Origin of the sequence: Pseudomonas coleopterorum (assembly GCF_900105555.1) — a bacterium.
GTDB classification, from domain to species: Bacteria; Pseudomonadota; Gammaproteobacteria; order Pseudomonadales; family Pseudomonadaceae; genus Aquipseudomonas; species Aquipseudomonas coleopterorum.
On record NZ_FNTZ01000001.1, the window covers coordinates 1,946,432 to 1,961,517 of the forward strand.

General features: G+C 62.0%; 10 protein-coding genes. 8 read left to right on the forward strand and 2 right to left on the reverse strand.

The genetic code is table 11. The features are described from left to right. The first annotated feature begins 72 nt into the window (after positions 1-72). From BLV18_RS08855 to BLV18_RS08865, 3 genes are read left to right on the forward strand one after another with little or no spacing between them, the layout of a single operon-like run. Positions 73-1,392, forward strand: a complete 1,320-nt coding sequence (locus BLV18_RS08855; RefSeq protein WP_090357825.1) for an MFS transporter — start codon at positions 73-75, stop codon at positions 1,390-1,392. A 1-nt stretch (position 1,393) separates the two neighbouring features. Continuing rightward, the gene (locus BLV18_RS08860; protein ID WP_090357828.1) at positions 1,394-2,611 is read left to right on the forward strand and encodes a mandelate racemase/muconate lactonizing enzyme family protein; all 1,218 of its coding nucleotides are present in this window, start codon (positions 1,394-1,396) and stop codon (positions 2,609-2,611) included. A gap of 59 nt (positions 2,612-2,670) precedes the next feature. Next, on the forward strand, positions 2,671-4,278 hold the full coding sequence (locus tag BLV18_RS08865) for a GMC family oxidoreductase (protein WP_090357830.1): 1,608 nt from the start codon (positions 2,671-2,673) through the stop codon (positions 4,276-4,278). A 38-nt stretch (positions 4,279-4,316) separates the two neighbouring features. Here the strand turns inward: BLV18_RS08865 and BLV18_RS08870 are convergent, their stop codons facing one another. Beyond that, positions 4,317-5,231 (reverse strand): LysR family transcriptional regulator, encoded by a 915-nt coding sequence (locus BLV18_RS08870; protein WP_049860081.1) that lies wholly within the window; start codon positions 5,229-5,231, stop codon positions 4,317-4,319. 231 nt (positions 5,232-5,462) lie between these two features. Here BLV18_RS08870 and BLV18_RS08875 point away from each other — a divergent pair, with 231 nt between their 5' ends. The 5 genes from BLV18_RS08875 to BLV18_RS08890 all read left to right on the forward strand — a co-directional run bounded on the left by BLV18_RS08875 (position 5,463) and on the right by BLV18_RS08890 (position 13,494). After that, a complete protein-coding gene (locus BLV18_RS08875; protein ID WP_090357833.1) occupies positions 5,463-6,476 on the forward strand; it encodes a zinc-dependent alcohol dehydrogenase family protein in 1,014 nt (337 codons plus the stop codon). Between the two features lie 321 nt (positions 6,477-6,797). Beyond that, complete coding sequence (locus BLV18_RS22335; protein ID WP_167375920.1) at positions 6,798-8,111, forward strand: hypothetical protein; 1,314 nt, start codon at positions 6,798-6,800, stop codon at positions 8,109-8,111. Then, complete coding sequence (locus BLV18_RS08880; protein ID WP_167375921.1) at positions 8,108-9,511, forward strand: aminotransferase class I/II-fold pyridoxal phosphate-dependent enzyme; 1,404 nt, start codon at positions 8,108-8,110, stop codon at positions 9,509-9,511. Before BLV18_RS22335 ends, BLV18_RS08880 begins: the two co-directional genes overlap by 4 nt. 42 nt (positions 9,512-9,553) lie before the next feature. Beyond that, positions 9,554-11,248: a VRR-NUC domain-containing protein gene (locus tag BLV18_RS08885; RefSeq protein ID WP_090357839.1), complete on the forward strand. Its 1,695-nt coding sequence runs from the start codon at positions 9,554-9,556 to the stop codon at positions 11,246-11,248. Further along, complete coding sequence (locus BLV18_RS08890; protein ID WP_090357842.1) at positions 11,245-13,494, forward strand: ATP-dependent DNA helicase; 2,250 nt, start codon at positions 11,245-11,247, stop codon at positions 13,492-13,494. The genes BLV18_RS08885 and BLV18_RS08890 overlap by 4 nt, the downstream gene beginning before the upstream one ends. A 104-nt stretch (positions 13,495-13,598) precedes the next feature. Here BLV18_RS08890 and nuoN read toward each other — a convergent pair whose 3' ends face one another. After that, entirely contained in the window at positions 13,599-15,083 is a 1,485-nt protein-coding gene (gene nuoN, locus BLV18_RS08895; RefSeq protein ID WP_056842486.1) for an NADH-quinone oxidoreductase subunit NuoN, read from the reverse strand. Between the last annotated feature and the right edge of the window lie 3 nt (positions 15,084-15,086).

Below are 15,086 nucleotides of genomic sequence, written 5' to 3' on the forward strand. Positions count from 1 at the left end.
CACGCCTCTCGCCATACCTATAAAAACAATTATTGGGGCGCCTGGACTACCGGGCTGCCCGAGGTCTCACAGATGTCCAAGTCTGCAACCACTGTTGCCGCTGTTCAGGGTCCGAGCACGGATGCAAAAAGCCATAGTGACACGGGAAGTCGCTACGTCCAGTTGATGCTGCTGGTACTGGCCGCCGGGGCTATCTACCCGATCCTGTACCTGCGCCAGGTCTACCAGACCACCATGCTCGAAGTGTTCCAGATCAACCATAGCCAGCTCGGTTATCTGTACTCGATGCTTGGCACGATTTTCTTGCTTAGCTACTTACCGAGTGGGTGGCTCGCGGACCGGATTGCGCCACGTTTCCTGATCTTCTTTTCACTGGTGGCCACCGGAGTATTGGGGCTTTGGTACTCCACGGCACCATCGATGAGCAGTTTGATGATCATCTTCGGTTGCTGGGGTTTGACCACCGGCCTGACGTTCTGGGCCTCGGTGCTCAAGCGGGTGAAGATGATTGCACATCACACTGAACAGGGGCGGTTTTTCGGCATTCTCGACGGCGGTCGCGGCCTGGTCGAAGCTTTGCTCGCGACTGTCGCCCTAGGGCTGTTCGCGTTCGCCACTGAAACGCGTGGCGAGTCCGCCGCAGAAGGTTTCAAACACGTGGTTTACCTGTACGCCTTCACCTGTATCGCGATCGGCTGTGTGCTGGTGCTGATCGAGGACCCGAAGTCGATGCAAGACACCGCGCCAGTGGAGAAGGGCAAGTACAACCTCCTTAGCGATCTGACCATGCTGGTGAAAATCCCGGAGCTGTGGTTGGTGACGACCATCGTGTTCTGCGGTTATCACATCTTCTGGGCCACCTACAGCTTTTCCGATTATTTGCAGGGCGGCGGCATGACGGCGGTCATGGCCGGCACCATCACCACCATCAAATTGTGGATGCGCCCGATTGGCGGTATCGGCGGTGGCTGGCTCGGTGACAGGTTCTCGAACATTTCGGTGCTGATCGTGGCGCTGTTTCTCGCGACGTTGGCGATGCTCGGCTTGATCGTGTTCCCGGCGCTCAACAGCATGGGTCTGCTGATAGGTACGGTGATTTTCATTGGTCTGATGACTTATGCGATTCGCGGTTTGTACTGGGCCATCCTCGACACCTGCAACATTCCGCTGCGCATCACTGGCCTGGCCATCGGCATTGTCTCGGTGGTGGGTTACCTGCCGGACGCCTTCATTCCCTTGATCAACGGCTACCTTACCGAGCACTTCCCCGGCGCCGTTGGTTACAAGCTGTATTTCGGCTACATCGCCTCCGTCGGCCTGATCGGGACCCTCGCGGCCCTGACCTTGCGCGCGCGTATCAATCGTCAATCTTTAGATGAAACAGGTGCCTGAGATGAAAATCGTCGCTCTTGAAACCCACATTGTTGCCGTCCCGCCACCGCACATCGGCGGCATGTACTGGCTGTTCGTCAAGCTCAAGACCGATTGCGGCATTGAAGGTGTCGGCGAAATCTACGCCGCCACCTTCGGCCCTAAAGCCATGCTGCCGATCATCGAAGACGTGTTTGAACGCTACTTGCTCAACCACGACCCGCACCACATCGAACGCTTTTTTCGCCAGGCCTATTCGAGCGGTTTCACCCAGCGCCCGGACCTGACCATGATGGGTGTGGTCAGCGGCCTGGAGATGGCCTGCTGGGACATCATCGGCAAAGCGGCGAACAAACCGGTCTACGAATTGCTCGGTGGCAAGGTCAACGAGCGCCTGCGTTCCTACACCTATTTGTACCCGGTCAACAGCCTGGGCGAGTACGACTATGACGATCCGGACCTGGCCGCCGAATGCGCTTTAGAGAACATGAGCAAAGGCTTCACTGCCGTGAAGTTCGATCCCGCCGGCCCCTATACCGCCTATTCCGGGCACCAGATTTCACTGGAGGTGCTGGAGCGCTGCGAAACCTTCTGCCGCAAGATCCGCGAAGCGGTGGGCGACAAGTGCGACCTGTTGTTCGGCACCCACGGGCAAATGGTCCCGTCCTCAGCGATTCGCCTTGCCAAGCGTTTGGAGAAGTACGACCCGTTGTGGTTTGAAGAACCGGTGCCGCCGGGGCAGGAGGAGGCGATGGCGCAAGTCGCGGCCAAGACCACCATTCCGATTGCTACGGGCGAGCGGCTGACCACCAAGTACGAATTCTTCAAGCTGTTGCAGGCCGGCGGAGCGTCGATTCTACAAATGAACGTCGCCCGCTGCGGCGGGCTATTGGAGGCAAAAAAGATCGCGAGCATGGCCGAGGCCTATTACGCGCAGATCGCACCGCATCTTTATAACGGGCCGATTGGCGCGGCAGCGAGTTTCCAGTTGGCAACCTGCACCCCGAATTTCCTCATCCAGGAAAGCATCATGACCTGGGGCGGTTTCCACGCCGAAGTCCTGACCAAGCCGCTGCAATGGGAGGACGGCTACATCGTACCTTCCACCGAGCCGGGCCTTGGGGTGGAGCTGAACATGGACGTGGTGCGCAGGCATTCGCCCTATACCGGTGAGCGTTTGCACCTGCAAATGGCGCCGGCCCCGGCAGACGTCAAAGACACATCGCCGGCCAGAGGCTGACGAAAGTGGTTCCGCGCCCTTGTGGGAGCGCCTGACGGTTTATTTGGACAACGACTTACATGACATACGACTACATCATCGCTGGCGCCGGCGCAGCCGGCTGCATCCTCGCCAACCGGCTATCGGCCTGCGGCAACTACACGGTGTTGCTGCTGGAAGCGGGCGGCAAGGACAGTTCCCTGTGGTTCAAGATACCGGTCGGCTTTGCCAAGATGTATTACAACCCGACCTTCAACTGGATGTACTATAGCCAGCCGCAAAAGCAGCTCGACAACCGCGAAATCTATGCCCCGCGCGGCAAGGTCCAGGGCGGTTCGGGCTCCATCAATGCAATGATTTACGTCCGTGGCCAGCCTCATGACTTCGACGACTGGGCGAGCAACGGCAATGATGGCTGGGGTTTCAAGGACGTCCTGCCGTATTTCCGCAAACTGGAAAACCACCCATTGGGCGACACCGAATACCACGGTGCAAGCGGCCCGATCAGCATCACCCCGATGAAAGGCCAGACCCATCCGATCTGCGATGTGTTCCTCCAGGGCTGCGATGAACTTGGCTATCCGCATAGTGACGATTTCAATGGCCCTAAATTCGAAGGCTCGGGCATCTATGACGTTAACACCAAGGATGGCCAGCGCAGCTCCAGCAGCTTTGCGCATTTGCACCCAGCACTCAGCCGACCGAACCTGACGGTTGAGCATTACGCGTTGGTGGATCGCGTGCTGTTTGATGGCAAGCGGGCGACCGGGATTTCAGTGACCCAGCACGGCGTAGTCCGCACCTTCACGGCCTGCAAGGAAGTGATCTTATGCGCCGGTGCCGTCGACACGCCGAAGATTCTGCAATTGTCCGGTGTCGCCGATCAGGCGCTTATGGCCAAATATCAGATTCCGCTGGTCAAACACCTGCCAGCGGTAGGGCAGAACCTGCAGGATCACCTGTGCGCCAGCTATTACTACAAGGCCAACATCCCGACGTTGAATGATCAGCTCGGCTCGCTGTTCGGTCAGTTCAAACTCGGTTTCAAATACCTGCTGACCCGCAAGGGCGCACTGGCGATGAGCGTCAATCAGGCGGGTGGTTTTTTCCGCGGCAACGCAGCGCAGGACCATCCGAACCTGCAACTGTATTTCAATCCTCTGTCTTATCAGATTCCAAAAAACAACAAGGCTAGTCTCAAGCCCGAGCCGTATTCAGGCTTTCTGCTGTGCTTCAATCCGTGCCGGCCGACCAGCCGTGGGCACATCGAAATCAAATCCAACAACCCACGCGATGCTGCGCTGATCGACCCGAATTATCTCAGTACGCAAAAGGACATTGATGAGGTTATCCAGGGCAGCCGGCTCATGCGCAAAATCATGCAGGCGCCGGCACTCAAAGGCATCACCATCGCAGAGGTGCTGCCAGGGCCTGCGGTCGAAAGCGACGAGCAGATGTTGCAGTACTTTCGCGAGAACAGCGGTTCGATCTACCATCTGTGCGGCTCGTGCGCGATGGGCCCGGATGAACAAAAAACCGTGGTGGACAAGCGGCTAAAAGTTCATGGTTTGGACGGTTTGCGTATCGTTGACGCGTCGATTTTTCCCAACGTGACCAGCGGCAATACGCATGCAGCAGTGCTGATGGTGGCGGAGAAGGGCGCCGACTTGATTCTTCAGGACGCCTGATTCACCTGCAATGATTTGCGCGACTCTAATCACTGTGACTAAAGACTATCCGGATCCCCAAAAAACATCTGAATCCGCGACCTCAACCACCGCTCCCCCGGATCATTATCCTGCGACCCCCGCCAAGCCAGATGCAGCTCGAACGAAGGCGTGTCCAGCGGCAGCGGCTCTGCGCGCACGCCGCCGGCGGCGGTGAGGGAGTCGGCGGTGTAGTCAGGCACGGTGGCGACGATGTCGGTGCCGGCGAGCAGGGTGCTCAGGCCATTGAATTGCGGGACGGCGAGCACCACGTGACGGGTGCGGCCGTGTTTCTTCAGTTCTTCGTCGATGAAGCCGCTCAGGTCGCCGGCGAACGACACCAGCGCGTGGGGGCGGGCGCAGAACTCGTCGAGGGTCAGGTTGCCCGGCTTGGTGTCGGCGCGCAGCAGCATGGGGCGGTTGCGTCGCAGCACCTTGCGTTTGGCGTTGGCCGGCAAGTCGTCGGTGTAGCTGACGCCGATGGAGATTTCCCCGGAGGCGAGCAGGGCCGGCATGAGGATGTAGTTGGCGCGGCGGATCACCAGCACGATGCCCGGCGCTTCGGCCCGGATGCGCTTGAGCAGCATGGGCAGCAGGGCGAACTCGACGTCGTCGGACAGGCCGATGCGGAACACCGCGGTGCTGGTGGCCGGGTCGAACTCGGCGGCGCGGCTGACGGCCGTGGAGATGGAGTCCAGCGCCGGCGAGAGCAGGGCAAAGATCTCCATGGCCCGCGCCGAGGGTTCCATGCTGCGTCCGGTGCGCACGAACAGGGGGTCGTCGAACAATCCGCGCAGGCGTGACAGCGCGGCGCTGATGGCCGGCTGGCCGAGAAAGAGCTTTTCGGCAGCGCGGGTGACACTGCGTTCATGCATCAGGGTTTCGAACACGATCAACAGGTTCAGGTCGACGCGACGCAGGTCGTTACGGTTCATCTATAGGCCCGCTGGAACATGAAGAAGAGGTGCAGGCGTGAATATTAAGGGCAAAGGCTGCTACCCTGCACCGGAAAATTTCGGTTTGGGCCATCCTCATGCCCGCGCCGCAGAGCGGTCGCTGGGTCGAATCGATGGCGAGCATGTCGACTATTAACAGGCGCTGATAGCTTATGCGCGAATGCCCAGATAAAGTTCAGGGCATTAGAGGTTTACAAGGCGAGGTTTGCGATGTCCCGCACGATCCGTTTTCATAAATTTGGCCCGGCGCAAGTCTTGACGTGCGAAGAGCACGCAGTGGCATCGCCCGCTCCGGGCGAAGTTCAGGTCCGTGTCGAGGCGATCGGTATCAGCTGGTATGACGTGCTCTGGCGGCAGAATTTGGCGCCGTCGCAAGCACGCTTGCCGGCGGGCCTCGGGCAGGAGATGGCGGGCGTGGTGACCGCGGTGGGCGAGGGTGTCGAAGGTTTCGCGGTCGGCGACAAGGTTGCCAGCTTTCCGGCGCAGAGCCCCAACGAATACCCGGTCTATGGCGAGGCGATCCTGCTGCCGGCCACGGCCCTGACGCGCTACCCGGACATCCTTTCGCCAATCGAGGCGGCGGTGCATTACACGCCGTTGCTGATCGCGTATTTCGCGTACGCCGAACTCGCCCGTGCCAAGCCAGGGCAGACCGCTTTGGTGACCGATGCCAGCCACTGTGCCGGACCTTCGTTCGTGCAGTTGGGCAAGGCGCTGGGCCTGAAGGTGGTGGCGGCCACGCGCAATCCCGCCGAGCGCGACTACCTGCTGTCGCTGGGCGCCGAGAAGGTGGTGGTGACCGAGGAGCAGGATCTGCTCATGCAGATCGATAAGTTCACCGGCAACCGCGGTGTGGACATGGTGCTCGATGGCCTGGGCGGGCCGCAGATGTCGGTCTTGGGAGACGTGTTGGCACCCCGTGGCAGCCTGATCCTGTATGGCCTGCAGGGGGGCAACCAGACACCGTTCCCGGCCTGTGCCGCGTTCCAGAAGAACATCCAGTTCCATGTGCATTGCCTGGGCAACTTCCTCGGCAAGCCGGAACTGGGCATCATCCAGGATGCCGAGGCGTTGCAGCGCGCGTTGCGTGATATCAACCAGATGACGGCTGATCGGGTACTGGTACCGCAGGTTGCCAAGGTGTATCCGTTCGATGAGTTCGTCGAGGCGCACAAGGCCATGGACGAATGCCCTTGCGGCGGGCGCATCGCGTTGCAGCTGTAACCTGTCGAAGCGGCGTCCTGCCTGGGGCGCCGTGTTTTCCTGGTGTTTTTCCTCTGATTCACGCTGGTTTGTAAGACCTTTCGCTTCCTTTTTTCAGATCCATCCGATTGCGCTCGACGCCGGTACAAGCGCCTCATGAGGCTTGTGCGGCCTTGCCGTGCCCTGCTGATCTGCACTGCCTTTTGCCGACTTTCTGTATCTTTTAATCGAAAGGCGGCTCTTCATAATGCGCGCTCTATGCCCGTCTCCGGGGCTTGGCAAGCGCGGTTCGAAGCGTGGCAGTCTTCCGGCGGGTTCCTGGCCAGAACTCGGAAACCACCCATGAGCGCAATGCACCAGCAAGCCATGAATCATGTTTACCAGCAGGTGCTGTCACGTTTGCTGGGGTCCTTTTCGCCCGCCCGGCGCATGGCGGTTCAGCCATTGATCCAGCGGCTGATGACGGCCGCCGGAGGGGCGCAGCGTCTGGGCAGCTATCGAATCGTCTACAGGCTCTGCGGCAGTACCGCTGGCAACTGCAACCTGGCGTTGTTGCGAGCCGCGCAACTGACCTTGGCTGCCCGCAACCAACCGACCTTTTTCATCCGCGCCGCGGTCGGCAGTCAGGCCCTGCTCGACGATGCCCGCAACAGCAATGTGCAGAGGGTCTGCAACGCGTTGTTTCTGCACGATGATCCGCGCTTCGAACTGCTGGCCTTCGATGACGAAACACTGCAGCCCTATGAATACCGTCATGCCAGCGTCAACCAACGGCGCCTGAACCTGCGCACGGAAATGCTGGGCGTTGCCCATGAACTCGACACCTTGGTGCCAGCAGCATTTCAGCAGCATGGGTATCGCGCGATGGCTAGGATGTACCAGCGCTTGCTGGGCTATCGGGCGTCGGCCGACGCCATCGTGCTCGATCAACCCCTGTTGCAACGCCAGCGCTTCGTCGCGTGGGCTCTGCGCGAAAGGCGCCGCGCGGGCGGGGCGCGAGTCTCGCGTCATCATTGGCAAGCGAGCGATTGCCTGCAGCTCGTCGATGCTGGCGTTGAGGCCATGACCCGCGGACAACGGATAGATCTGCCCGCCGGTGTGCATTTGCTGGGTGCACATGACCTGCTCGGCGACCTGGTGGCTGGAGACGAAGCGCTGTGTCACTTTCTGGGCTGCCAGCCAGTGCAGGCGCTGTTCGATCAACGGGAAACCCGCTACCCGCTAATGGTGTGGTTGGCTTACCTGGGGGGCCTGCGCAACCAACAGTTGCACGTTGGCAGCTTCGAGCAGGGGCTGGATGCGTTTCGCGATTCCATCGCACGTGTGGTGCCGGGTCCGGCAGAGTCGGTGCACCTTTCATCCCGAGCGCTGCCACGCGATGCTGCAGAACAGATGCAAGCTCGTCTGTGCACCTGGTATGGAATGGACTCGGCCCAGGTGAGCTGCGCCGTATACGCTCCGTTCAATGACCGCGGGGCACGTCTGGAGGCATTCCTGGCGGCATGCCATCCCGGCATGCAAGTGACTGCGCCTTACCTGCATCAGGGGTTGCGTGGGTCCAAGGTGCCTGCGCAGGTCGTGCAGTGGCTGGAGTCGGTCAGCGGCCTGCCACTGGCGACGCTGCAGCGCCTCTACCAGAGGCCCAGGTTGTCATGAACGGCGCTGCCAAGGACAAGGCCGGCGCGTTCGCTTACCAAGGTGTCTACCGCTATCTGTTGCGCCTGATCGACGGGATCGAGCCTGGGGCGCGCATCAAGTTGCCGTCCTTGCGGGTATTGGGGCGTACGCTGGATGTTTCCGTTTCTACAGTGCAGGCCGCCTATGGGCTGCTCGAGGCCGAAGGGCGCATCGAGCCGGTGGCCAAATCCGGCTATTACGCCCGTGGCTCAACGGCGTTCGGACCGGCGCTGGCCAGTCCCGATCTACTCCAGCGCGTCCTTGCCGGTGCCTGCCAGTCCAACATGGAGGTGTTCAGTCGAGCCGCACCTGCGCCCAGAGCCGACGCGTTGAAAACGGTGCTGCGCTTCGAGGTCGAGTTGGCCAGGCGTTATCCCGCTGGGCTGGGCAGTACCGTGCAGCCCTGTGGCGAGCTGGAGCTGCGCCACGCCCTGGCGGCCCGCTATACCCGTTGCCTTGAGCACCACTGGTGCGCCGACGATGTCTACATCGGCAGCGATCTGCTGAGCGTGTTGCACATGACCTGGACGGCGATGCAACTACAAGGTGCAGTCGTCGTTGTGCTGGTGCCGTGCGCCTGGCGCATTCTGCGGACCTTGCAGCAGGCGGGTGCGCGAGTGGTGGAGCTGGCGCTCGATGCGCAGGGCAGGGTGCCGATGCAGCGGTTGCAGGAGGTGCTTGTGGGCCGGCAAGTCCGCCTGATGGTGCTCGGCGCGTCTTTTCATGCGCCTCACGGTACCGCCATCGATGACCCCGACAAGCGCGCCATTGCCAGCTTGTTGGAACGGCATGGAGTATGGGTGGCCGAGGACGATACCGAGGGCGACCTGTGTTTCGAGGCAGCGTTGCGCTTTCGCGAACTGGTGGCACCGCAACGTCTGCTGATCTTCGGGTCGCTACAGCATCTTTTAGGCGCCGAGGCACCTTTCGCCTACCTGCTGTCGCGCCAATGGCAGGGCCGCTTGCAACAGTACTGCCTGCAACGCGCGACGGTAGCGCCGCCGCTGCGACAGAAAGTGCTGGCGCGATTCATCAGCGGCGGCGGCTACGATGACTGTCTGAGCCCGCAGCGCGAATCGCTACGCGACCAGGTCGTGGCCTTCACCGCAATCCTGCGCAAGCATCTGGACGAGCGGTTGCAGTTGGCAAAGACCGAAGGCGGGGCGTGCATATGGGCGCGCTCGCGCTACCCGGTCGATATGCGCAACGTCTTCGAAGACCTGCGCAGACAGCGGTTGCTGATCGCCCCCGGGGATGTTTTCAGCCTGCAGGGCCATTGCCATCAGCACTTGCGCCTCAATGGTTGCGGACACTCGATGGCTCAGTGGGAGCGCTGCGCCAAGGCGCTTGCACTGGCGCTGGAGGCTCACGCAGTGTAGGGCGCCATCGGTCCATTTCCGATTGCCTTGGCTTTTTTCTGTATGTATAACCAGTGGCTTTTACGACTCTGGTTTGGCGACAACGTGGCATTTGCACCGCTTGAAGACCCTTTCTACTACCTGGCCAATTTCCGTCGCGTGCTGGCGTGGCTCGAACAACGCTACCTGGACGTGCTGGACGCCGAGGAGCTGGGTTTCATCCAGTGTTTCGAGACGCTGCCGCAGCCGTCACAGGCGCTGTTGGTGCGCATGATCATGCGCAAGGGCGAAATGTTTCGCGCCAGTCGCCTCGACTACGCCGAGATCGGTTGCCCGAAGCAGGCCGCCGAGCCGTTGCTGGCCAGTGGTTATCTGATGGATCAGGCACCCTTGACCCTGGAGCAGGTGGGCGAGGTGCTGCTCAAGCCGGAAATCGTCGCCTGTTTTTCGGCCCATCTTGCCAAGCCGTCGTTGCCCAAGCCGCAACTGCTGCTGGCCCTCGCCGAGCAGGAGTGGCCGGCGCAGCCTTTCGCCGCCTGGTGCCCGACGTTGGCCGATACCTTGTACTGCCTGACCGTGCAGGCGCTCTGCGATCGCCTGCGGTTGCTGTTCTTCGGTAACCTGCATCAGGGCTGGACCGAGTTCGTGCTGGCGGACCTGGGCGTCTATCGTTACGAGTCGGTGCAACTGGCGCCCGCATCTCGGGGCCTGACCCATCGTGACGACGTGGCGGCGGGGTTGGCCCTGCATGCCTGCAGCGAAGCCATCGAAGCCGGTTTGCCGTGTGAAGAGATTCACCGGCAGTTGCTGGCGGTGACCACCGACAAATCATGGCTGCAGAGCCGTCGCCAGAAGCTGTTGTTCCGGCTGGGATATGCCTGCGAGCGCCAGCAGGACCTGCAGCAGGCCCTGGTGGTATACCGCAGCTGCGAGTTCGCCCAGGCCCGGGCGCGGATCATTCGCGTGCTCGAACTGTGCGGCGACTTCGCCGAAGCGCTGGCGCTGGCCGAGCAGGCCACCCTGGCGCCGCTGAATCCCGCCGAGGCGCAGCAATTGCCACGGATGTTGCCGCGCCTGCGTCGACACCTGGGGTTGCCTGCCGAACCCAAGCGTCAGGCCGCCAAGGTCGCGCGTCTGGACATGACGTTGGTGCTGTGCGAGCAGCGCCTGAGCGTCGAGCGCCGTGTGGCGGCCTCGCTGCACAGCGAAGACGCTCCCGTGCATTACGTCGAGAACACCCTGTTCAATGCCCTGTTCGGCCTGCTGTGCTGGAAGGCGATTTTCGCGCCGTTGCCCGGCGCGTTTTTCCACCCGTTCCAGAACGGCCCGGCCGACCTTCACCAGCCCGACTTCCGTCAGCGCCGCAGCGCGCTGTTCGACGCGTGCCTGGGTGAGCTGGACGACGGCCGCTACAAGCACACCATCCGCCAGACCTGGCAGGAGAAGCGGGGCCTGCAGTCACCCTTCGTACACTGGGGCATGCTCGACGAAACCTTGCTGGAGCTGGCGCTGGGCTGCATTCCGGCGCAGCACCTCAAGCATTGTTTCGACCGCGTCCTGGAAGACGTCAAGGCCAACCGCACCGGCATGCCGGATCTCATCCAGTTCTGGCCGGCCGAGGGTCGCTACCTGATGATCGAGGTCAAAGGGCCGGGCGATCGCTTGCAGGACAACCAGCTGCGCTGGCTGGAGTTCTGCGCTCGCCATGGATTGCCGGTGCAGGTCTGCTACGTGGAGTGGGCAGGACAGCCCGCGTGAGCTATACCGTGGCCGTCCGGGCCTTATGCGAGTTCACGGCCAAGGTCGGCGACCTGGACTTGCGCTTCACGCCGTCGCCGTCGGCTCAGGAAGGCATGCTTGGCCACCGCCGGGTTACCCAGGGCCGCGATGCCGGCTACCAGAGCGAAGTCACCCTCAGCGGTCAGTACCACGAATTGCTGGTGCGCGGCCGTGCCGACGGCTACGACCCGGCGCTCAACCGCCTGGAAGAGATCAAGACCCACCGCGGCGACCTCGATCTGCAGCCCGACAACCATCGCCAACTGCATTGGGCCCAAGCCAAGGTCTATGCCTGGCTGATGTGCCAGCAATTGCAGCTGACGCGCATGGATGTGGCCCTGGTGTATTTCGATGTCGACTACGACAAGCAGACGGTATTCAGCCAACATTGTCAGGCGCAGGACCTGGAAGCGCATTTCGAACGTCTGTGCTCGCGCTTCCTGAACTGGGCGCGTCAGGAACTGGCCCGCAGCGCCGAGCGGGACGCGGCCTTGCGCGCCTTGACCTTCCCCCATGCCGACTTTCGCGTCGGCCAGCGCGAGTTGGCGGAGACCGTGTACAAGGCGGTCAGCACCGGGCGCTGCCTCATGGCTCAGGCCACCACTGGTATCGGCAAGACGCTGGCGACCCTGTTTCCGTTACTCAAGGCGATGGTCCCGCAGCAACTGGACAAGATCTTCTTCCTCAGCGCCAAGAGCCCCGGCCGCGCCTTGGCCCTGGAGGCCGTGGCGCAGCTGCATCGCCAGCCGGGCCTGCCGCTGCGCACGCTGGAAATGGTCTCGCGGGACAAGGCCTGCGAGCACCCGGACAAAGCCTGTCACGGCGAATCCTGCCCGCTGGCCAAGGGTTTCTATGACCGTCTGCCCGCGGCACGCGAAGACGCGGTACGCCTGCAGATTCTCGATCAGGCCCAAGTGCGTCAGACGGCCCTGGCGCATCAGATCTGTCCGTATTACCTGAGCCAGGAACTGGCGCGCTGGGCCGACATCGTCATTGGCGACTACAACTATTACTTCGACCTCAATGCCTTGCTGTTCGGCCTGGCGCAGGAGCGTCAATGGCGCCTGGCGGTGCTGGTCGATGAATCCCACAATCTGGTCGACCGGGCGCGCGGCATGTACAGCGCCACCCTCGACCAGCGCACGCTGCAAGCCGTGCGCGTGTCGCCGCCCGCCAAACTCAAGAGTCCGCTGCAGCGCCTGAACCGCGAATGGAATGCGCTGCACGCTGATCAAGTCGCGCCGTATCAGGCGCACACGCGCTTGCCGGACAAACTGATCCTCACGCTGCTGCGCTGCATCAGCCTGATTGGCGACGAGATGAACGCCCAGCCCCAGGGCATCGATCCGCAGTTGCTGGACTTCTATTTTCAGGCGCTGCAGTTCACCCGTGTCGCCGAGCTTTTCGACGAGCACTATGTGTTCGACGTTAGTCGCCGCGATGCGCCCGGCAAGCGTGTGCAGTCGCAGTTGTGCCTGCGCAACATCGTTCCGGCGCCCTTGCTCGGACCGCGGATCGCTGCGGCCCGCAGCACCGTCCTGTTTTCGGCCACGCTCAGCCCGCGGCGCTATTACGCCGACCTGCTCGGCCTGCCCAAGGACCACGCCTGGATCGATGTGCAGTCACCGTTCAGTGCCGATCAGTTGGAGGTGCGCATCGTCGACGACATTTCCACGCGCTTCAACCATCGCCAGGCGTCGCTGGGCCCTATCGTGGAGTTGATCGCCAGGCAGTATCAGGCGCAACCGGGCAACTACCTGGCGTTTTTCAGCAGCTTCGACTATCTGCAACAGGTCGAGGCCTTGCTGGCCGAGCGTTATCCCGACATCGAGCAATGGGCTCAGGCACGCAAGATGGATGAAAGCGCACGGCGGGCGTTTCTCGCCCGTTTCACCGCCACCAGCCAGGGCGTGGGCTTTGCGGTGCTGGGTGGGGCGTTCGGAGAGGGCATCGATTTGCCGGGCGATCGCTTGATCGGGGCCTTTATCGCGACCTTGGGGTTGGCCCAGTTCAATCCGGTGAACGAGCAGATCAAAGGGCGCATGAACGCGCTGTTCGGTGCGGGGTATGACTACACCTATCTTTATCCTGGGCTGTGCAAGGTGGTGCAGGCGGCGGGCAGGGTGATTCGTGGTCAGGAAGATCGGGGGGTGGTGGTGCTGATCGATGACCGCTTTGCCGAGGCGCGGGTCAAGAGTCTGTTTCCGCGGTGGTGGGCGGTTTAGTGTTTGGCTTGGGGGCCTCTTCGCGGGCAGAGAGCTCGCCAAGAGGCCCCCACTGACACCCAGAAAAAAACCCGCCGAAGCGGGTTTTTTCATGCAGCCAGTTTTCAGCCTTTCACCACCACCGAACCCAACTGGAAACCGGCATGTTGCACCAGCTCCAGCAGCGGTTGCGGGTACACACCTAGGAGGAATGCCAGCACCGCGATCGCCAGCAGCATCACGCCACCGGTGCGCTGTTCCCACTTCAGCGGGGCATCGGTGCGGCGCAGGTTTTTCTCCATCAGGTACAGAGTCACCATCACCCGCAGGTAGTAGAAGACACCGATGGCGCTACCGATCACCAGCGCACCGGTGAGCCACCACAGCTGCGATTCGACGCCCGTGGCGATGATGTAGAACTTGCCGATGAAACCGGCCGTCAGCGGAATACCGGCCAGCGACAGCATCATCACGGTCAGCACGGCGGTGAGGTACGGACGGCGCCAAAACAGGCCGCGGTATTCGTACAGCGCGTCGGCGTCGCGCCCGTTGTAGGGCGACGACATCAGGGTGATCACGCCGAACGCACCCAGGCTGGTGATCACGTAGGTCACCAGATAGACGCCAATGGCTTCCAGGGCCAGGCCCTTGCTGGCAACCAGCGCGATCAACAGGTAACCGAAGTGGGCGATGGAGGAGTAACCCAGCAGGCGCTTGAGGTTGCTCTGGGTCACCGCCAGCAGGTTGCCGATCAGGATCGACGCCACTGCAATCACCGCCAGCACATCGCTGAGCACACCACTGCTGGCGGCTGGCGAGAGCTGGAACAGGCGCACCACCACGGCGAACACCGCGACCTTGCTGGCCGTGGCCAGAAAAGCGGCGACAGGCGCAGGGGCGCCTTCGTACACGTCCGGCGTCCACAGGTGGAAGGGCACCAGCGACAGTTTGAACGCCAGGCCAACCAGCATCATGGCCAGGCCCAACTGCGCCAGCGCACTCGGCACGCCGGTGGCGGCCAGCGCCAGGCCGATGCCCGAGAAGCTCAAGCTACCGGCATCGGCGTACAGCAGCGCCATGCCGAACAGCAGGAACGCCGAACCTGCGGCCGACAGCACCATGTACTTGATGCCGCCTTCCAGCGAGCGCTTGTTGAAGAAGGCGTAGGCGATCAACCCGTAGGTCGGCACCGACAGCAGCTCCAGGCCGATGAACAGACCGGCAAGGTGCTGCGCGCAGACCAGTACCAAGCCACCCAGGGCTGCCATCAGGATCAGCAGGTAAAGCTCTTCGCGGTTGCCCGGGTAGCCCGAGGAACCATCGCCCAGGTAGGCGTGGGCCAGGGTCACGCAGGCCAGCGTGGCCACCAGGATCAGCGCCATGTACAGCGCGGCGAAATTGTCCACCTGCAGCAGCGGCGTGACGGTGATGGGCGTGAGCTTGAGCACCGGCAGGATGGATAGCAGCGCCAGGTTCAGCCCCGCGCACGAGAGCAGGAAGGTTTGCGAATGGTTGCGCCGCCAAGCGATCGCCAGCATCACCGCAACGACGGTGACCGTGGTGATCAGCAGCGGCGCAAGCGCAATAAAGTGTTGAATCGTCAGGTCCATAGC